The 16,990-nt window shown below is 76.0% G+C and carries 20 protein-coding genes; 13 read left to right on the top strand and 7 right to left on the bottom strand.

The annotated features are described in order from the left end of the window. The first annotated feature begins 15 nt into the window (after window positions 1-15). The 11 genes from urtB to ACFQ8E_RS10225 are packed head-to-tail and all read left to right on the top strand — an operon-like array spanning window position 16 to window position 9,388. Window positions 16-900 (top strand): urea ABC transporter permease subunit UrtB, encoded by an 885-nt coding sequence (gene urtB / locus ACFQ8E_RS10175; RefSeq protein WP_430550453.1) that lies wholly within the window; start codon window positions 16-18, stop codon window positions 898-900. After that, a complete protein-coding gene (gene urtC, locus ACFQ8E_RS10180) occupies window positions 897-2,054 on the top strand; it encodes an urea ABC transporter permease subunit UrtC (protein ID WP_430550454.1) in 1,158 nt (385 codons plus the stop codon). Before urtB ends, urtC begins: the two co-directional genes overlap by 4 nt. Beyond that, a complete protein-coding gene (gene urtD, locus ACFQ8E_RS10185; protein ID WP_430550455.1) occupies window positions 2,051-2,902 on the top strand; it encodes an urea ABC transporter ATP-binding protein UrtD in 852 nt (283 codons plus the stop codon). The genes urtC and urtD overlap by 4 nt, the downstream gene beginning before the upstream one ends. Next, window positions 2,899-3,600 carry an ATP-binding cassette domain-containing protein gene (locus ACFQ8E_RS10190; protein WP_430550456.1) on the top strand — a complete coding sequence of 234 codons (702 nt, stop codon included), beginning with the start codon at window positions 2,899-2,901 and terminating at the stop codon, window positions 3,598-3,600. Before urtD ends, ACFQ8E_RS10190 begins: the two co-directional genes overlap by 4 nt. A 43-nt stretch (window positions 3,601-3,643) precedes the next feature. After that, on the top strand, window positions 3,644-3,946 hold the full coding sequence (locus ACFQ8E_RS10195) for an urease subunit gamma (RefSeq protein WP_430550457.1): 303 nt from the start codon (window positions 3,644-3,646) through the stop codon (window positions 3,944-3,946). Between the two features lie 22 nt (window positions 3,947-3,968). Beyond that, entirely contained in the window at window positions 3,969-4,355 is a 387-nt protein-coding gene (gene ureB, locus ACFQ8E_RS10200) for an urease subunit beta (RefSeq protein ID WP_430550458.1), read from the top strand. After that, a complete protein-coding gene (locus tag ACFQ8E_RS10205; protein ID WP_430550459.1) occupies window positions 4,355-6,058 on the top strand; it encodes an urease subunit alpha in 1,704 nt (567 codons plus the stop codon). Before ureB ends, ACFQ8E_RS10205 begins: the two co-directional genes overlap by 1 nt. A gap of 8 nt (window positions 6,059-6,066) precedes the next feature. Next, the gene (locus ACFQ8E_RS10210; RefSeq protein ID WP_430550460.1) at window positions 6,067-6,846 is read left to right on the top strand and encodes an urease accessory protein UreF; all 780 of its coding nucleotides are present in this window, start codon (window positions 6,067-6,069) and stop codon (window positions 6,844-6,846) included. Beyond that, window positions 6,839-7,621, top strand: coding sequence for an urease accessory protein UreG (gene ureG / locus ACFQ8E_RS10215; RefSeq protein ID WP_430550461.1), 783 nt, complete (start codon window positions 6,839-6,841; stop codon window positions 7,619-7,621). The genes ACFQ8E_RS10210 and ureG overlap by 8 nt, the downstream gene beginning before the upstream one ends. Continuing rightward, entirely contained in the window at window positions 7,599-8,423 is an 825-nt protein-coding gene (locus ACFQ8E_RS10220; protein WP_430550462.1) for an urease accessory protein UreD, read from the top strand. Before ureG ends, ACFQ8E_RS10220 begins: the two co-directional genes overlap by 23 nt. After that, window positions 8,420-9,388: a HoxN/HupN/NixA family nickel/cobalt transporter gene (locus ACFQ8E_RS10225; RefSeq protein WP_430550463.1), complete on the top strand. Its 969-nt coding sequence runs from the start codon at window positions 8,420-8,422 to the stop codon at window positions 9,386-9,388. The genes ACFQ8E_RS10220 and ACFQ8E_RS10225 overlap by 4 nt, the downstream gene beginning before the upstream one ends. On the opposite strand, the gene ACFQ8E_RS10230 is transcribed toward ACFQ8E_RS10225, so the two are convergent. Further along, window positions 9,329-9,748 carry a MarR family transcriptional regulator gene (locus ACFQ8E_RS10230; RefSeq protein WP_430550464.1) on the bottom strand — a complete coding sequence of 140 codons (420 nt, stop codon included), beginning with the start codon at window positions 9,746-9,748 and terminating at the stop codon, window positions 9,329-9,331. The two genes, ACFQ8E_RS10225 and ACFQ8E_RS10230, sit on opposite strands and share 60 nt — an antisense overlap. An 86-nt stretch (window positions 9,749-9,834) precedes the next feature. On the opposite strand from ACFQ8E_RS10230, the gene ACFQ8E_RS10235 reads away from it, so the two are divergent. After that, window positions 9,835-10,890, top strand: a complete 1,056-nt coding sequence (locus ACFQ8E_RS10235; RefSeq protein WP_430550465.1) for a substrate-binding domain-containing protein — start codon at window positions 9,835-9,837, stop codon at window positions 10,888-10,890. A 65-nt stretch (window positions 10,891-10,955) separates the two neighbouring features. Continuing rightward, complete coding sequence (locus ACFQ8E_RS10240; RefSeq protein ID WP_430550466.1) at window positions 10,956-11,579, top strand: malonic semialdehyde reductase; 624 nt, start codon at window positions 10,956-10,958, stop codon at window positions 11,577-11,579. A gap of 68 nt (window positions 11,580-11,647) precedes the next feature. Here the strand turns inward: ACFQ8E_RS10240 and ACFQ8E_RS10245 are convergent, their stop codons facing one another. The 6 genes from ACFQ8E_RS10245 to alr form a co-directional block, all read right to left on the bottom strand. Then, the gene (locus ACFQ8E_RS10245; protein ID WP_430550467.1) at window positions 11,648-12,697 is read right to left on the bottom strand and encodes a zinc-binding dehydrogenase; all 1,050 of its coding nucleotides are present in this window, start codon (window positions 12,695-12,697) and stop codon (window positions 11,648-11,650) included. An 81-nt stretch (window positions 12,698-12,778) separates the two neighbouring features. Next, the gene (locus ACFQ8E_RS10250; RefSeq protein ID WP_430550468.1) at window positions 12,779-13,681 is read right to left on the bottom strand and encodes a sulfurtransferase; all 903 of its coding nucleotides are present in this window, start codon (window positions 13,679-13,681) and stop codon (window positions 12,779-12,781) included. After that, window positions 13,678-14,286 (bottom strand): ribosomal protein S18-alanine N-acetyltransferase, encoded by a 609-nt coding sequence (gene rimI / locus ACFQ8E_RS10255; RefSeq protein WP_430550469.1) that lies wholly within the window; start codon window positions 14,284-14,286, stop codon window positions 13,678-13,680. The genes ACFQ8E_RS10250 and rimI overlap by 4 nt, the downstream gene beginning before the upstream one ends. Continuing rightward, complete coding sequence (gene tsaB / locus ACFQ8E_RS10260; protein WP_430550470.1) at window positions 14,283-15,017, bottom strand: tRNA (adenosine(37)-N6)-threonylcarbamoyltransferase complex dimerization subunit type 1 TsaB; 735 nt, start codon at window positions 15,015-15,017, stop codon at window positions 14,283-14,285. The genes rimI and tsaB overlap by 4 nt, the downstream gene beginning before the upstream one ends. A 69-nt stretch (window positions 15,018-15,086) precedes the next feature. Next, window positions 15,087-15,656, bottom strand: coding sequence for a tRNA (adenosine(37)-N6)-threonylcarbamoyltransferase complex ATPase subunit type 1 TsaE (gene tsaE / locus ACFQ8E_RS10265; protein WP_430550471.1), 570 nt, complete (start codon window positions 15,654-15,656; stop codon window positions 15,087-15,089). Beyond that, window positions 15,653-16,987, bottom strand: coding sequence for an alanine racemase (alr, locus tag ACFQ8E_RS10270; protein WP_430550472.1), 1,335 nt, complete (start codon window positions 16,985-16,987; stop codon window positions 15,653-15,655). Before alr ends, tsaE begins: the two co-directional genes overlap by 4 nt. Window positions 16,988-16,990 lie beyond the last annotated feature (3 nt).

Below are 16,990 nucleotides of genomic sequence, written 5' to 3' on the forward strand. Positions count from 1 at the left end.
GGCGGCGGACACGACATGGACACCCTCCTCTCCCAGCTCTTCGCGGGCCTGAGCCTCGGCTCGGTGCTGCTGCTCGCGGCCCTGGGCCTCGCCCTGACGTTCGGTCAGATGGGCGTGATCAACATGGCCCACGGCGAGTTCATGATGGCGGGCGCCTACACGGCGTTCGTGATCCAGGGGCTCCTCGGCGACCCGGGCGCGAGCCTGCTCGTGTCGTTGCCGCTCGGCTTCCTCGTCGGCGGGGCGCTCGGGCTGCTGCTCGAGGCCACGCTCATCCACCGCATGTACCGGCGGCCGCTCGACACGCTGCTCGTCACCTGGGGCGTCGCCCTGCTGCTGCAGCAGGTGGCGCGGGACGTGTTCGGCGCCCCCAACGTGGACGTGGCCGCGCCCGGCTGGCTGTCGGGTGCGGTCACCGTCGGCGGCCTCGCGCTGCCGAAGACGCGCCTCTTCATCCTCGCGCTGGCGGTGACGTGCGTCGTCGTGCTGGCCCTCGTGCTGCGGGGCACGCCGCTCGGGCGCCGGATCCGGGCCGTGGTGCAGCACCGTGACCTGGCGGAGGCCTCCGGCATCTCGTCGCGGGCCACCGACCGGCTCACCTTCTTCGTCGGCTCCGGCCTCGCCGGGATCGCCGGCGTCGCGCTGACCCTGCTCGGCTCGGTCGGACCGACGCTCGGCACCGGCTACATCGTCGACGCGTTCCTCGTCGTCGTGGCCGGCGGCATCGGGCAGATCAAGGGCACGGTGATCGCCGCGACGGCGCTCGGCCTGATGCAGGCGTTCTTCGAGTACTCCACCACGGCGTCCGTCGCGAAGGTCCTCGTGTTCGTCGTCATCGTCGCGTTCCTGCAGGTACGACCCCAGGGCCTGGTCTCGGTCCGGACGAGGAGCCTCGCATGACGGGCACGAGCACCCGCACCGCACGGTTGTCCGCTCTCCTCCGCCCGGGCCGGGCACGCGCCCTGGCCGGGTTCGGCCTCGCCGCCGTCCTGCTCCTCGCCGTCGCGCCGGTGCTGCTCAGCCCGTTCCGGCTCGGCCTGCTCGGCAAGTTCCTGTGCCTGGCCATGGTGGCCGTCGGCATCGGCCTCGCCTGGGGCCGCGGCGGTCTGCTCACCCTCGGCCAGGGGGTGTACTTCGGCCTGGGCGCCTACGTCATGGCGATGCACCTCAAGCTGGCCGACGCCGGCCCCGGCGGCGTCCCCGACTTCATGCTGCTGTACGGCACCGGCGAGGTGCCCGGCTGGTGGGAGCCCCTGCGCTCGCCGGTCGTCGCCCTCGCCCTGGTGGTGCTCGTGCCCGCCGCGCTCGCCGCGGCCCTCGGCTGGGCCGTCTTCACGCGGCGCGTGCGGGGCGCGTACTTCGCGATCCTGTCGCAGGCCCTCGCCGCCGCGTTCGCCATCCTCCTGATCGGCCAGCAGCAGACGACGGGCGGCACCAACGGCCTGAACGGGTTCCGGTCGTTCTTCGGCTACGACCTCGCCGACCCGGTCAACCAGCGGATGCTCTACCTGATCGCCGCCGGGGTGCTGCTCGTCATGGTCGTCGTCGCCCGCCAGCTCATGGTGTCGCGGTTCGGCGAGGTCCTCGTCGCCGTCCGCGACCAGGAGGACCGGGTCCGGTTCCTCGGCTACGACCCGGCCGCCGTGAAGACCGTCGTCTACGTGGTCGCGGCCGTGATGGCGGCCGTCGGCGGGGCGCTCTTCGTGCCGATCGTGGGGATCGTCTCCCCCGCCGACGTCGGCGTCGTGCCGTCCATCGCCTTCCTCGTCGGCGTCGCCATCGGCGGCCGGGCGACCCTGCTCGGCCCGGTCCTCGGGTCCGTCGCCGTGAGCTGGGCGCAGACGTCGCTGTCCGAGCAGTTCCCCTCCGGCTGGATCTACCTCCAGGGGGCGCTGTTCGTCCTGGTCGTCGCGTTCCTGCCCGGCGGCCTGGCGTCCGTCGTGCCGATGTTGCGCCGCCGGCGTCGCGCCGCCCGCGGGGCGGAGCCGGCCGCTCCGGCCGCGCCGGACGACGCCCCGGCCTCCGACCTCCTGCCCGAAGGGAGCCGCGCATGAGCGAGCAGACCGAGCAGATCGACCTCGCCGCCGCCGACGCGCTGCTGGGGGACGACACCGCCCGGTTCCGCCACGACTACCTCGAGGTGCGCGGCCTGCGGGTCGAGTTCGGCGGGTTCGTCGCCGTGCGCGACGTCGACCTCACCGTCACCCAGGGCGACCTGCGGTTCCTCATCGGGCCCAACGGCGCGGGCAAGACGACGCTCATCGACGCCGTCACCGGCCTCGTGCGGGCCGCCGCCGGATCGGCCCGGTTCGGCGGGACGGAGCTGCTGGGGAGGGCCACGCACCGCGTCGCCCGCGCGGGCGTGGGCCGCACGTTCCAGACCGCGAGCGTGTTCGAGCAGCTCACCGTGCTGCAGAACCTCGACATCGCCGCGGGCGCCCGTCGCCGGCCGACGACCATGCTGCGCCGTCGCCGGGGCGTCCCGGAGGCGGTCGAGCAGGCGATGGAGACGGTCGGCCTCGCGGCGCTGCGCGACGTCCCGGCCGGCGTCCTCGCGCACGGCCAGAAGCAGTGGCTCGAGATCGGGATGCTGCTGGTGCAGGACGCGCACCTGCTGCTGCTCGACGAGCCCGTCGCGGGCATGACCCAGGCGGAGCGCGAGGAGACCGGCGAGCTGCTGCGCCGGGTGGGCTCGCAGCGCGTCGTGGTGGTCGTGGAGCACGACATGGAGTTCCTGCGCTCGTACGCCGACTCCGTGACCGTCATGCACCAGGGCCGCGTCCTCGCCGAGGGGACGGTGGCCGAGGTGCAGCAGGACCCGGCCGTCGTCGAGGTGTACCTCGGTTCCCCGGCCGGAGACCGAGGCACGGCCGACGCCACGACCACGGAGGGACGCGCATGATGCTCGAGCTGAGCGGCGTGAGCACGGGGTACGGCCGCACGGCCGTCGTGCACGACGTCGACCTCGCCGTCGCGGACGGCACGCTGACCGCCGTCCTCGGCCACAACGGAGCGGGCAAGACCACGCTCCTCAAGGCCGTGCTCGGCCTGCTGCCCGCACGGGCCGGGACCGTGCGCCTGGCCGGCGACGACGTCACGCGGTGGCCGACCCACCGGCGGGTGCGCGCGGGGATCGCGTACGTGCCGCAGGGCCAACAGTCCTTCGGCCAGCTCACCGCCCGGGAGAACCTGCAGGTGGTCGCGGACGCCCACGGGACCGCCGGCCGTCGCCGCACCGACGACGCGCTCGACCTGTTCCCCGCGCTGCGCGAGCTGCTCGGCCGTCAGGCGGGGCTGCTGTCCGGCGGCCAGCGCCAGCAGCTCGCCATCGCCCGCGCGCTCGTCACCGGCCCTCGGCTGCTGGTGCTCGACGAGCCCGCCGAGGGCATCCAGCCGAACGTCGTGAGCGAGATCTACGCGGCGATCACCACGCTGACGTCGGAGGGCGGGCTGTCCGCGCTGCTCGTCGAGCAGCACCTCGGCTACGCCGTCGAGCACGCGGCCGAGTACGCCGTGCTGGCGTCCGGGCGCGTGACCCACCGGGGGGCGGGCGGCGGCGTCGACGCCCTCGCCGGCGCCCGCGAGGCGATGGCGCTGTGAGCCGACCCGCCGTGCGAGCCGCCGTCCGAGCCGAGGAGGACCCGTGCACCTGACCCCCGCCGACACCGAGAAGCTGCTGCTCGCCGTGGCGGGGATGGTCGCGCGCGACCGCCTCGCCCGCGGCGTCCGGCTCAACCACCCCGAGACGGTCGCCCTGCTGTCGTGCTGGGTGATCGAGCGGGCCCGCGACGGCGCCGACGTCCCGACGCTCATGCAGGACGGGCGCGAGGTGCTGGGCCGCGAGCAGGTGATGGACGGCGTGCCCGAGATGCTCGTCGACGTGCAGGTCGAGGCCACCTTCCCCGACGGCCGCAAGCTCGTCACGCTGCACCACCCGATCCCCTGACCCCGACCCGACTGGAGGACCCGTGTCCGCACACGCCACCGCCGGCCCCGGCGCCACCCGCGTCGCCCCCGGCCGCCTCGAGCTCAACGTGCGCCCCCCGCACGAGCGGCTGCGCCTCGTCGTGGAGAACACCGGCGACCGGCCGGTGCAGGTGGGCTCGCACGTGCACCTGCCCGACGCGAACGACGCGCTCCGCTTCGACCGCACCGCCGCGCACGGGTTCCGGCTCGACGTACCGTCCGGCACCTCGCAGCGGTTCGAGCCCGGCGTGAGCCGGGAGGTCGACCTGGTCACGATCCGCGGGGCGCGGCGCGTGCCGGGCATCCAGCGGGGCAAGCACGACGACGGCGCACTCGGCGCCGTGCCGACCCCGCAGGCCGCGGAGTCGCACGAGGAGCAGGAGGACTGATGGTCTGGATCGACCGCGAGCGCTACGCGGCCCTGTACGGGCCCACCGTCGGCGACCAGCTGCGCCTCGGCGACACCGACCTGTGGATCGAGGTCACCGAGGACCGCACGGTCGGCGGCGAGGAGGCGGTGTTCGGCGGCGGCAAGTCCATCCGGGAGTCGATGGCACAGTCCACCCGCACCCACGCCGAGGGCGCCCCCGACACCGTGATCACCGGCGTCGTCGTGCTCGACTGGTGGGGCGTGGTGCGGGCCGACGTCGGGCTGCGCGGCGGGCGGATCGTCGCGCTCGGCCGCGCGGGCAACCCGGACGTCGCGGACGGCGTGCACCCCGACCTGGTGATCGGGCCGTCCACGGACGTGATCTCGGGAGAGGGCCGCATCCTCACCGCCGGCGGCTTCGACCCGCACGTGCACCTGCTGTCGCCGTCGGCGCTGCACGAGGCGCTGGCCACCGGCATCACGACCGTCGCCGGGGGCGGCACCGGCCCCTCGGAGGGGTCGAAGGCCACCACCGTGACGCCCGGCGCCTGGCACCTGCGGTCGATGCTGCGGGCGCTGGACCACCTGCCGCTCAACGTGCTGCTGCTGGGCAAGGGCAACACCGTCAGCGCCGCGTCCCTGGCCGAGCAGGCCCTGGCCGGGGCGGCGAGCTACAAGGTGCACGAGGACTGGGGCTCCACCCCCGCGGCCCTCGACGCCGCGCTGCGGGCCGCGGACGAGTGGGGCCTGCAGGTGGCGCTGCACTCCGACTCGCTCAACGAGGCCGGGTTCGTGCAGTCCACGATCGACGCGATCGACGGCCGGGGCATCCACGCGTACCACGTGGAGGGCGCGGGCGGCGGGCACGCCCCCGACATCCTCACGATCGCGAGCCTGCCGCACGTGCTGCCGGGGTCGACCAACCCGACCCTCCCCCACACCGTGAACACCGTGGCGGAGCACCTGGACATGCTCATGGTCTGCCACCACCTCAACCCCGCCGTCCCCGAGGACCTGGCGTTCGCCGAGTCGCGCATCCGGGCCTCCACGATCGCGGCCGAGGACGTGCTGCACGACCTGGGCGCCATCTCCATCACCTCCTCCGACGCCCAGGCGATGGGCCGCATCGGCGAGGTGATCACCCGCACCTGGCAGGTGGCGCACGTGATGAAGCACCGCCGCGGGCCGCTGTCGGGCGCCGAGCCGGCGGACAACGAGCGCGCCCGCCGGTACGTCGCGAAGTACACGATCAACCCGGCCGTCGCGCACGGCGTCGACGCCCACATCGGCTCGGTGGAGCCGGGCAAGCTGGCCGACCTCGTGCTGTGGGACCCCCGGTTCTTCGGGTTCCGGCCCGAGCTCGTGATCAAGGGCGGCGTCATCGCGTGGGCGGCGCTCGGCGACCCGAACGCGTCCATCCCCACCCCGCAGCCGGTGCTGCAGCGGCCGGCCTTCGGCGACGCGATCGGCGCGGACACCTCGCTCGCGTTCGTGGCGCCGGCGGCGATCGAGGACGGCCTGGCCGGGCGGCTCGGCCTGCGCCGCGACCTGGCCCCCGTCGCCCCCACCCGCGACGTCACCAAGGCCGACATGCGCAACAACGACGCGCTGCCGGAGATCGACATCCGCCCCGACACGTTCGAGATCCGCGTGGACGGCGACCTGGTGGAGCCCGCGCCCGCGGTCCGGCTGCCGCTGGCCCAGCTCTACTCGATGTTCTAGGGCCGCCCATGTCGTTCCTGTCCCCGCACCCCACCACGGTCGCGCTGCTGCTCGCGGACGCCCGCCTGCCCGGCGGCGGGCACGCGCACTCCGCGAGCCTGGAGCCGGCGCTGCGCGGCGGGATGCCGCCGGCCGACGTCCCCGCGTGGATGGTCGGGCGGGCGACGACGGTGAGCCTCGTGGAGGCCGGCACGGCGGTGGTCACCGCGCGGCTGCTTGCCGACGCCGAGCCCCGCGCGACCGCGGTCGACGACGACGGGGCCGTCGACGCGACGGACGTCCGGGTCGACGGGGTGGTGCGCGCCTGGGCGGCGCGGACGCCCTCCCCCGCCCTGCGGGACGCGTCGCGCCTGCTGGGCCGCGGGTACCTGCGGGTCGCGCGCACGCTGTGGCCGGACAGCGCGGCGGTGCGCCTCGTCGTCCGCCACGACGCCGCGAGCCGTCGCCGGGAGAGCGCGGGGCACGTCGTCCCGCACGGCACCGCGCTGCCGCGCGCCGTCGTGCTCGGCGCGATCTGCGCGGCCGCCGGTCTCCCGCCTGCGGACGTCGTCCGCCTGACCGTCTACGACGACGCCCAGACGGCGGCGTCGGCCCTGCTCAAGCTCGAGCCGTTGGACCCGCTCGCCCCGGCGAGGTGGGTCCTGGACGCGTGCGCCGCCGCGGAGGAGCACGTGCTCCGCGTCGCGGCGTGCGCCACCCCGGAGGACATCCCGGCCTCCGGCGCCCCGTTGACCGAGGGCTGGGCCGAGGCCCACGCCCTCACGACCCAGAGGTTGTTCCGTGCCTGAGACCACTCCCCCCGCGACCCCTGCGACCCCCGCCCGTGCCCTGCGCCTGGGCGTCGCCGGCCCGGTCGGCGTCGGCAAGTCCTCCCTGATCGCGACCGTGTGCCGCGCGCTGGCCGACGAGCTGCGGATCGGCGTCATCACCAACGACATCTACACCGACGAGGACGCGCGGTTCCTGCGCTCCGCGGGCGTCCTGGACCCCGAGCGCATCCGCGCGGTCGAGACCGGCGCCTGCCCGCACACCGCCATCCGCGACGACGTCACGGCGAACCTCCTCGCGGCGGAGGACCTCGAGCGCGACTTCGCGCCCCTCGACCTCGTGGTCATCGAGTCGGGCGGCGACAACCTCACCGCCACGTTCAGCCCGGCGCTGGTGGACGCGCAGATCTTCGTGCTCGACGTCGCGGGCGGCGGCGACGTCGCGCGCAAGGGCGGGCCCGGCATCGGCCGCGCCGACCTGCTCGTGGTCAACAAGACCGACCTCGCGCCGTACGTGGGCGTGGACGTCGAGCGGATGGTCGCCGACGCGTCCGCCGCCCGCGAGGGCCGCGCCGTCGTCGCGCTGTCGCGCACCGACGACGCCTCCGTCGCCGCGCTGCGCGCGTGGCTCCTGGGCGTCCTGGAGCGGTTCCGCGGCGGCGAGCACGTGGCGCAGGACCCCGGCCCGATGGCGCCGCACTTCCACGCCGACCCCGACGGCGGGGGCGTCCTGCACAGCCATGACGACGGCGACCGGTCGCACGGGCACGAGCATGCGCACACCCACGCGCACTGAGGCGCGCCGCACGCTCGTCGAGGTCCTCCCGGGCGCCGTGCCGGGCGCCCCCGTGCGCGTGCGCACCCGGGACGGCCTGCTCGCCGCGCGGACCGTCGCGCGCGCCGCGGCCCGCGCGGAGGTGGCGCTGGTCGCGACCGGGGCGGTGCTGCTCGGCGGCGACCACGTGACGGTGCAGGTGCGCGTGGCCGACGGGTGCGCGCTGACCCTCACCGACGTCGGCGGCACGGTCGCGTACGACGGCGAGGGCGTCCCGTGCCGCTGGGACGTCGAGGTCCACCTCGGGGCCGGCGCGCGGCTCGACTGGGAGGGCCTGCCGTTCGTCGTGTCCACGGGCGCGGACGTGACCCGGTCGACGGACGCCGTCCTCGGCGCCGGCGCGCGGCTGCGGCTGCGCGAGACCGTCGTGCTGGGACGCGGCGGCGAGCGCGGCGGCCGCGTGGTGCTGCGCTCCTGCGTGCGCGACGACGAGGGGCCCCTGCTCGTCGAGGAGGTCGTGGCCGCGGGTGACCGTCCCGTGCCGGGGGTGCTGGGCGGGACGCGCGTGGTCGACACGGTCACCGACCTGTGCGGCACGGGCGACGACGACCCCGTCGGTGGTATCGACGCCGACGCCGGCACGGCTGCCGGCGGGCCCGGGGCCGACGGCGCCGTGACGCTGCGCCTGGAGCGCGGCGGCACCCTGACCCGCTGGCTCGGGCCCGCCGCTCATCTCAGCCCGTTGCACCGGTCTCATCCCGTACCGGCCCGTGACGTCCCGGAGCCGCCCGTACCGCCCGTCGCACGTCTGGAGCACGTATGACCCGGACCGCCCTCGTCGTCGCCGCCCTGCACGTCGTGGGGATCGGCGGCCTCGCCGCCACCCTCGCGCTGGACGGCGGGTCCGGCGCGATCACCCTCGTCATGGCCCTCACGGCGTACGGGCTCGGCCTGCGGCACGCGTTCGACGCCGACCACATCGCCACGATCGACAACACGACGCGGCGGCTCGTGCGCGAGGGGCGCGACGCGCGCGGGGTAGGCCTGTGGTTCTCCCTCGGCCACTCGACGGTGGTCGTGGGCGCCGCGCTGCTGCTCGCCGTCGGCGTGCAGGCGCTGGCCCCGGCCCTCGAGGACGAGTCGTCGCCCTGGCGCCGGTTCACCGGCGTGTGGGGGCCCGTGGTGTCGGGCACCTTCCTGCTGACGATCGCCGTGGTGAACGTGCTGCTGCTGCGTCGCGCGCTCCGCGGCGCCGGCCACCACCACCACGACCTCGACGCCGTGGGCGGCCCGGTCTCGTGGGCGTTGCGCCGGTTCGCCTGGGCCACCGACCGGCCCGGCCGCATGTACGGCGTGGGGCTCGTGTTCGGGCTCGGCTTCGACACGGCCACGGAGATCGGCCTGCTCGCCATGACGACGTCGACGGCCCTCGGTCAGGTGCCCTGGTACGCGCCGCTGCCGCTGGCGGTGCTGTTCGCCGCGGGGATGTCGCTGCTCGACTCCGTGCAGGGCTCCGCCGCCCGGCGCGCGTACGCCCAGGCAGGCGTCGGCGCGGGGCGGGGCCGCCTGCGCTACGACGTGCTGGTCACCGGCGTCTCCGCGGCGGCCGCGGTGGGCATCGGAGGCGTGACCCTGCTGCAGGTGGCCGCGGAGCACGTGCCCGCGCTCGCCGGGGTGCCGGGCGCGTCGGTCGGCCTCGAGCCGTACGGCCTGGTGCTCGCCGGGGTGCTACTGCTCGCGTGGCTGGTCGCCCTGCTCCGCCTCCGCCAGCCGCGCGTCGAGGCCTGACAGCACGTCCCGCCCCCGGGACGACAGGTGGACGCGGACGACGCGACGGTCGAAGGCGTCCACCTCGCGGTACACCAGCGCGCGGGTGACGAGCGCGTCCACGCGGCGCCCGAGGGTCGCCTTGTCCATGACCGTGGCGGCGCGCAGCTCGGACATCGTCGCGCCCGGACGGCGCCGCAGCGCGTCCAGCACGAGCCACTCGTCGAGGGTGCAGCCCGCCGGTGCGAGGGCGTCGGACGCGCGACGCGCGGCGCGTCGCCCGGCCACCACGGAGCCCCGCAGCTCGGCCGCGGGACCCGCCCCGGACGCGTGCGCACCGAGGCTCGCCGTGGGGCTCTCCGACCGCGTCGACGTCCGCATGCTGACCCGCCTTCCCTCGCCCTCGTACACTACCGGCCATCACAGGCCGGGGCCCGGACCAGGGTCCCTCGCGCGGACGGGACGTCATGTCGGACTTCGTCGTCGGCGTCCTGCTGCACTTCCAGGGGCCGGGCGGGATCTACGGCCCCTCGTGCCAGGCCGTCACGGAGCTCGCGATCGCCGAGCTCAACGCCGCGGGCGGCATCCTCGGTCGCCCGGTGCGCGCCGAGCTGCTCGACGCCGGCCAGCCGGTCGACCGGCTCCGCCGGCGCCTCGGGGCGGCGCTCGACGGCGGGCGCCTGCACGCGCTCACGGGCTGGCACACGTCGGCGGTGCGGCGCGCCGTCGTCCCCCTCGTGCAGCGCCGCGTCCCCTACGTCTACCCGGCGGCGTACGAGGGCGCGGAGACGCGCCCCGGGCTCTACGTCACCGGGGAGGTGCCGTCGGCGCAGCTCTTCCCCGCGATCGAGCGCCTGCGGGCCGAGGCGGGCACGCGCCGGTGGTTCGTCGTCGGGGACGACTACGCCTGGCCCCGGGGCACGTACGCGGCGCTGGCGCCCCGGCTGGCCGGGCTCGGCGCGGGGTTCGCGGGCGCGCGCTTCCTGCCGGAGCAGGGGGCGAGCCATGCGCAGCTGGCGGCCACGCTCGAGGAGGTGGAGCGCTCGGGCGCCGAGGGCGTGCTGCTGCTGATGGTGGGGCAGAACGGGGTGCGGTTCAACCGCCTGTTCGCCCGACGCGGCCTGCACGAGCGGGTGGTGCGGCTCAGCACCCTCATGGAGGAGAACATGCTCATGGGCAGCGGCGCGGGCGCGACGGCGAACCTGTACTCGGCCGGCGGCTGGTTCCGCAGCCTCGCGACCGGCGAGGCCCTCGACCTCGTGGGCCGCTACACCGCGCACCACGGGCTGCACGCGCCCGCGATCGGCGCCGCCGCGGAGGCCTGCTACGAGGGGATCCTCGCGCTGCGGTCGATCGTCGAGCGGGCGGGAAGCGCCGCCGTCGCCGCGACCGACCGCTCCGTCGACGGGCTCGCGTACGAGGGGCCGCGCGGCCTCGTCCGGTTCCACGGCAACCACGCCGAGCAGCGGCTCTACCTCGCACGCGCCGACGGGTTCGACTTCGAGCCGCTCACGGCGTTGTGACCCCTGTGGGGCACGTCACGGCCGGAGCCGGAATCATGCGTCTGCATCTATGTGTTCCGGCAATCATGACCGAGACCCTCACGCACCCCTCCACGTCCCTCGCCGTCGGCGACGACGTGGCGGACCTCCTGTTCCGCGCCGCCCGCACCACCTCGCTCTTCACCGACGAGCCCGTCACCGACGAGCAGCTCACCTCCGCCTGGGACCTGGCGAAGTTCGGGCCGACGGCGATGAACACGCTGCCGCTGCGCGTGCTGGTGCTGCGCTCGGGCGACGCCCGCGAGCGCCTCGTGGCCCACATGGGCGACGGCAACAAGGACCGCGTCGCCGGCGCGCCGGTCTCCCTGGTGCTGGCCGCGGACCCGGCCTTCCACCAGCACCTCGACACCCTCTTCCCCGCCTACCCGGGCATGAAGGAGCAGCTGGAGCCCGCCGCGGAGGTCCGCGAGCAGATGGCCCGCAACAACGCCCTCATCCAGGCCGGGTACCTCATCGTGGGCCTGCGGGCCGCCGGTCTCGCCGCCGGCCCGATGAACGGCATGGACTTCGACGGCGTCGACACCGAGTTCTTCGCCGAGTCCGGCTGGAAGTCGTTCCTCGTCATCAACGTCGGGCACGCCGAGGGCGAGGGCTCGCCCTACCCGCGCGGCCCGCGCCTCTCCTTCGACGAGGTCGCGCAGGTCCTCTGACCGCGACCCATGACGCACGAACGGCCCGGCCCCTCAGGGGACCGGGCCGTTCGTCGTCCGGCTCGCGCCTACGGGTGCAGCACGATCTTCCCGACGTGCGCCCGGCGGGCCAGCTCCTCCTGCGCCCGCGCGGCCTGCTCCAGCGGGAACGTCGCTGCGACCACGGGCTCGATCGCGCCGTCGCGCGCCAGGCCCATGAGCAGGTCGAAGTGCGCGCGCGTGTGCATCGACGAACCGACGACCTGGGCGTTGTGGAGGTACAGCCGGCGGACGTCGAACGCCACCTCGTGCCCGCCGAGCGCCCCGGCGACGACCCACCGGCCGCCCTCGCGCAGCAGCGGCAGACCGTCGCCCAGCAGGTCGCCCGCGACCACGTCGAGGGCGACGTCGACGCCGTCCGGGGCCGCGGCGCGGACCTGCTCGACGACGTCCTGCGCCCGGTCCACGACGACGTGCGCGCCCGCCTCCCGCACCGAGTCGATCTTCGTGCCGCTGCTGACGGCGAGCACGCGCGCCCCGCGGGCGCGGGCGAGCTGGACGAGCGCGAGCCCGACGCCGCCGGAGGCCCCCGTGACCAGCGCGGTCTCGCCCTCCCGCAGCCCGCCGCGCTCGATCATGCCGAGCGCGGTGCCGTAGGCGGTGGGCAGGGTCGCGAGCTGGTCGTCCGTGAGGGGCGATCCCGTCATGTCGTGCACCTGGTCGGCGGGCGCCGTCACGTACCGGGCGTACCCGCCGTCCCGTTCGCTGCCCATGAGGCCCACCGGGTGGGCGTCCCGGCCGGCAGCGTCGTAGCTCGCCGGGTCGACCACGACCCGACGCCCGACGAGGCCCGGGTCCGACCCGGCGCCGACGGCCACCACCTGCCCCGCCACGTCTGCTCCCTGCGTCCGCGGGAAGTCGACGGGGCCGCGCCAGCCCGACAGGGCCGTCGGGTCGCCCGGCCTGCCGTAGGCGCCCTCCCGGGTCCACAGGTCGGTGTTGTTCAGCGCCACCGCGGTCACACGGACCAGGGCTTCTCCCGGTCCGGGCGCCGGGACGGCGACCTCTTCCACCTGAAGGACCTCCGGGCCCCCGTGCCGGTGGATCCTGACCGCGTGCATCGTCTCGGGCGTGCTCATCGCTCGACCTCCCGTATATACAGATCGGTATACATGCGACGCTAACACGGCTCCCGGGGAGCACCGGGAAGGACGACGACGCTAGGGCCGCCCGCCCGTGGCCACCGGGCGCGACGGGTCGTTCGACCACTGCGACCAGGAGCCCGGGTACAGGGCGGCAGGGATGCCCGCGCACGCCAGCGCGGCGATCTCGTGCGACGCCGTCACGCCCGACCCGCAGTAGACGCCGACGGCGAGCACGGCGTCGTCGCCCTCGTCGGTCGCGCTCAGGCCCAGGTCGGCGAACCGGCCCTGGAGCGCCTCCTCGTCGAGGAACGTGCCGTCCTCGCGCAGGTTCTCCGCGGTCGGCGCGCTCACGGCGCCGGGCACGTGGCCCGCCCGCGGGTCCACCGGCTCGGTCTCGCCCCGGTACCGCTCGGCGGCCCGCGCGTCCAGCAGGGTCCCGGTCTCGGCCAGCTCCGCCGCGTCGTCGGCGTCGAGCACCGGCAGGTGCCCCGGACGCACGACGAGGTCGCCGGGCGCGTGGACGACGTCGCCGCTCTCCAGCGCCAGACCCGCACGCACCCAGGCGGGCAGCCCGCCGTCGAGGATGCGCACGTCGTCCACGCCGAAGAAGCGCAGCAACCACCACGCCCGCGCCGCGGACGTGCCACCCACGGTGTCGTACACGACGACGCGCGACGTGGTCCGCAGCCCCCACGCCCGCGCGCTGCGCTGGAACGAGGACGCCGAGGGCAGCGGGTGGCGCCCCTCCTCCGGCGACGCCTCCGCGGCGAGCTCGGACTCCAGGTCCACGTAGACGGCGTCGGGCAGGTGGCCCTCGAGGTAGCGCTCACGGCCGTCCGTCATGCCCAGCGCCCAGCGCACGTCGAGCAGCACCGGCGCGCCGTCCGCGGGGTCGGGCCCGGCGCTGAGCCGCAGGTCCGCCGCGAGCTCCGCGACCGAGACCAGCACCCGCGAGCGCGGCGTGTCCTCGCGGGTCACGACGCCGCCCCTCGTCGCGCGTGCGGGTCGCGCAGGTCGAGGCGCATCGTGTACGCGTCCTTGTCCTCCGGCTGGTAGTACCTCTTGCGCAGCCCGATCCGCTCGAAGCCGTGCCGCTCGTAGAGCGCGAGCGCCGGCTCGTTGTCGACGCGCACCTCGAGCAGGACGGCCTCCGCGCGGAGCTTGCGCGCGCGCTCGACGAGCGCCTCCATCAGGGCGCGCCCCACGCCGTGCCGCTGGTAGTGCGGGTCCACACCGATCGTCATGACCTGCGCGACGTCGCCGTCGAACCACAGCCCGGCGTACCCGACCACCGGCTTCGGCCCGACCCCGTACACCGCGACCGCGTCCGGCCCCGCCGGCTCGGCGACGACGTACCAGCGGCCGAGGGCGGCCAGCTCGTCGGCGAGCATCCCGTACGTCCACGCCCCCGCGCCGAACAGCACCCGCTCGAGCTGGAGCACCCGGTCGAAGTCCGCGCTGGCCAGCGGGCGCAGCCGGCACGACGGCGCGTACACCTGCTGCACGGTGCGGGGCAGCCCCTCCTGCGCGGGCCGCTCGGGCCCGTCGGCGACCGGCTCGGTGGTCGGCTGCTCGGTGGTCATGCCGGGCTCCCGGTGGCGGGCACGAGACGTGCCGGCGCGGGCTCCTGCACGTCGGGACGGCGCAGGTACAGCGGCTCGGTGGGCAGCTCCTCGCCGGCGGCGCGGCGGGCGAGCGCGAGCCGTGCCAGCACCGCGGCGTCCGGGACGAGCGGGGCGTCCTCGTCGGCGGGCAGGTGCTCCGGGTACAGGGTGGCGCCCTCCCCCACGACGACCAGGCGGCCGCCGTCGGCGGGCGCGTCCGCGAGCCGCGCGGCGACGTCGGCGGCCTTGTCCACCCCCGGGCCGGCCAGGGTCTCGACGACGGGGACCCCGTGCGGGCCCTCGTGCGCGACGACGCGGTAGTGCGCCCAGTAGACCTCCTTGCGGCGGGCGTCGGTCGCGACGAGCACCTCGTCGCCCGGCGTCAGCCCCAGGTCGGCGACCGCCTGTACCGCGACCGCGTCGACGCTCGGCACGCCGAGCACGTCGATCCCCAGGGCCAGGGCCAGCGTGCGCGCCGTGACCAGTCCCACGCGCAGGCCGGTGAAGGGCGCGGGCCCGGTGCCCACGGCGACGGCCGTGAGGTCCGTGCGGTCCAGGCCGGCGTCGGCGAGCACCGCGTCGACGAGCGGGGCCAGCGACTCGGCGTGCCGGCGGCGCTCGTCGGCCGAGCGCGCGGCGAGCCGGGCGCCGCCGGGGTCGACGAGCGCGACGGAGACGGCTGCGGAGGTGTCCAATGCGAGAACTGCCACGGCCTCAGCCTACGTTTCCCGCGGCCCGGCCGGGGGAGTCGCCGTCCGTGCTGGATCCCTCCGGCGGGGTCAGCGCGCGGTGAGGGCGGCCAGGTCGACGTCGGCCCAGCGGGGGCCGACGCCGCGCAGCGTCGCGTGGCGCGTCCCGGCGCCGGGGTCGTCCTCCTCGTCGTCGTCGGCGGCGTCACCGTCGTCGCCGTCGGCGGAGGCCGCGGTGCCGCGTGGGCGCTCCAGGTCGATCTCGAGCCGGTCGTCGGTGAGCGCCTCGGCCAGCCCGCGTCCCCACTCGACGACGGTGACGGACTCGTCGAGCGACGAGTCCAGGTCGAGCGCGTCGAGCTCGCCCAGGCCGCCGAGCCGGTAGGCGTCCACGTGCACCAGCGCCGGGCCACGGGAGCCGTCCTCGCGCGGCAGCGGCGGATGCTCGCGCGCCACGATGAACGTGGGCGACGCCACCTGGCCCCGGATGCCCAGCGCGGCCCCCAGGCCCTGGGTGAGCGTCGTCTTCCCCGCCCCCAGGTCCCCCGTGAGGATCACCAGGTCGCCCGCCCTGAGCACCCCGGCCAGGGCGGCCCCCAGCGCGCGGGTCGCCTCCGCGTCCGGCAGGTCCGTCTCGGTCCGCACGACGACGTCGCTCACCGCTGCACTTCCTTCCAGGTCTCCGTGTCGGTCGCGTCCAGGCCCGTGTACACGCGCACCGCGCGCGCCCCGATGCCCGTGACGATCTCGTAGCTGATGGTGCCCGCCGCGCGGGCCCAGTCCTCGGCGTTCGGCAGCGTGACGCCACGTGCGGCGCCGCGCTCCACGCCGTCGGACGCGCCGAACAGCGTGACGACGTCGCCGGCGTGCTCGGTCGCGTCGGGTCCGAGGTCGAGCACGAACTGGTCCATGCACACCCGCCCGGCCACGCGCAGCACCCGGGCGGACTCCCCGCTCCCGACGCCCACCGGCCCGCCGACACCGAGGCTGCCGCCCGACGCGTGCCGCTGGATGCCGTCCGCGTAGCCCAGCGGCACGACCCCCAGCCGGGTGTCGCGCGGCGTCGTGTAGTGGTGCCCGTACGACACCCCGTGCCCGGCCGGCACGTCCTTGACCGTGGCGAGCCTGGCCTGGAGCGTCATCGCGCCGCGCAGCCCGTGGTCGCCGGGCGCGGCGAGCTGCGGCACGGGCGAGTGCCCGTAGACCGCGATGCCGGGGCGGACGAGGTCGTAGTGCAGCCGGGGGTCCGTGAGTACGGCGGCCGAGTTCGCGAGGTGCCGCACCTCGAGCGCCGCGCCGGAGGCCTCGACGACGGCCACCGCGGCGTCGAACGCCGCCGCCTGGAGCGCGATCGACGGGTGCCCCGGCTCGTCCGCGCACGCCAGGTGCGACATCACGCCCACGACCCGCAGCACGCCCTCGGCCTTGAGCGCGGCCGCCCGGCGCACGACGTCCGGCAGGTCGGCGGGCATGATCCCGCTGCGGCCGAGGCCGGTGTCGACCTTGAGGTGCACCCGCGCCGGTTCGCCCGCGGCTCGCGCCCCCGCGGCCACCTCGTCGAGCGCCCACGGGGCCGCGACCCCGACGTCCACGCCCGCGGCCACCAGCCGGTCGAACGGCGCCCCCGGCGTCGCGAGCCAGGTGAGCACGCGCGCGTCCGCGGCCGTCACGCCGCCGGCGCGCAGCGCGAGCGCCTCGGCGGGCACCGCCGTCCCGAGCCACGTCGCACCGCCCGCGAGCGCCGCCCGGGCCACGGGCAGCATCCCGTGCCCGTACCCGTCGGCCTTCACCACCGCCATCACCGCCGCGCCCGGCGCGTGCCCGGCCAGGGCTCGCACGTTGTCGCGCACGGCGGACAGGTCGACGACGGCGCGCGCCAGCGCATGGTCGGGGAAGTCGTCGGGGACGTTGTCGGCATGCGGCAGGTCGGCCGGCGCGGCGGGGACGGTGTCGGTCGGGACCTCGGACGGGACCTCGGTGCTCACGGTCATCGA

It is taken from the genome of Isoptericola sp. NPDC056573 (assembly GCF_042793335.1).
Taxonomy (GTDB): Bacteria; Actinomycetota; Actinomycetes; order Actinomycetales; family Cellulomonadaceae; genus Isoptericola.

Bases quoted from the DNA above. Each gene is read 5' to 3' on its own strand.
- urtB (WP_430550453.1), top strand. From the start codon at position 16: ATGGACACCCTCCTCTCCCAGCTCTTCGCGGGCCTGAGCCTCGGCTCG.
- urtC (WP_430550454.1), top strand. From the start codon at position 897: ATGACGGGCACGAGCACCCGCACCGCACGGTTGTCCGCTCTCCTCCGC.
- urtD (WP_430550455.1), top strand. From the start codon at position 2,051: ATGAGCGAGCAGACCGAGCAGATCGACCTCGCCGCCGCCGACGCGCTG.
- ACFQ8E_RS10190 (WP_430550456.1), top strand. From the start codon at position 2,899: ATGATGCTCGAGCTGAGCGGCGTGAGCACGGGGTACGGCCGCACGGCC.
- ACFQ8E_RS10205 (WP_430550459.1), top strand. From the start codon at position 4,355: ATGGTCTGGATCGACCGCGAGCGCTACGCGGCCCTGTACGGGCCCACC.
- ACFQ8E_RS10210 (WP_430550460.1), top strand. From the start codon at position 6,067: ATGTCGTTCCTGTCCCCGCACCCCACCACGGTCGCGCTGCTGCTCGCG.
- ACFQ8E_RS10220 (WP_430550462.1), top strand. From the start codon at position 7,599: ATGCGCACACCCACGCGCACTGAGGCGCGCCGCACGCTCGTCGAGGTC.
- ACFQ8E_RS10225 (WP_430550463.1), top strand. From the start codon at position 8,420: ATGACCCGGACCGCCCTCGTCGTCGCCGCCCTGCACGTCGTGGGGATC.
- ACFQ8E_RS10230 (WP_430550464.1), bottom strand. From the start codon at position 9,748: ATGCGGACGTCGACGCGGTCGGAGAGCCCCACGGCGAGCCTCGGTGCG.
- ACFQ8E_RS10235 (WP_430550465.1), top strand. From the start codon at position 9,835: ATGTCGGACTTCGTCGTCGGCGTCCTGCTGCACTTCCAGGGGCCGGGC.
- ACFQ8E_RS10240 (WP_430550466.1), top strand. From the start codon at position 10,956: ATGACCGAGACCCTCACGCACCCCTCCACGTCCCTCGCCGTCGGCGAC.
- ACFQ8E_RS10245 (WP_430550467.1), bottom strand. From the start codon at position 12,697: ATGAGCACGCCCGAGACGATGCACGCGGTCAGGATCCACCGGCACGGG.
- rimI (WP_430550469.1), bottom strand. From the start codon at position 14,286: ATGACCACCGAGCAGCCGACCACCGAGCCGGTCGCCGACGGGCCCGAG.
- alr (WP_430550472.1), bottom strand. From the start codon at position 16,987: ATGACCGTGAGCACCGAGGTCCCGTCCGAGGTCCCGACCGACACCGTC.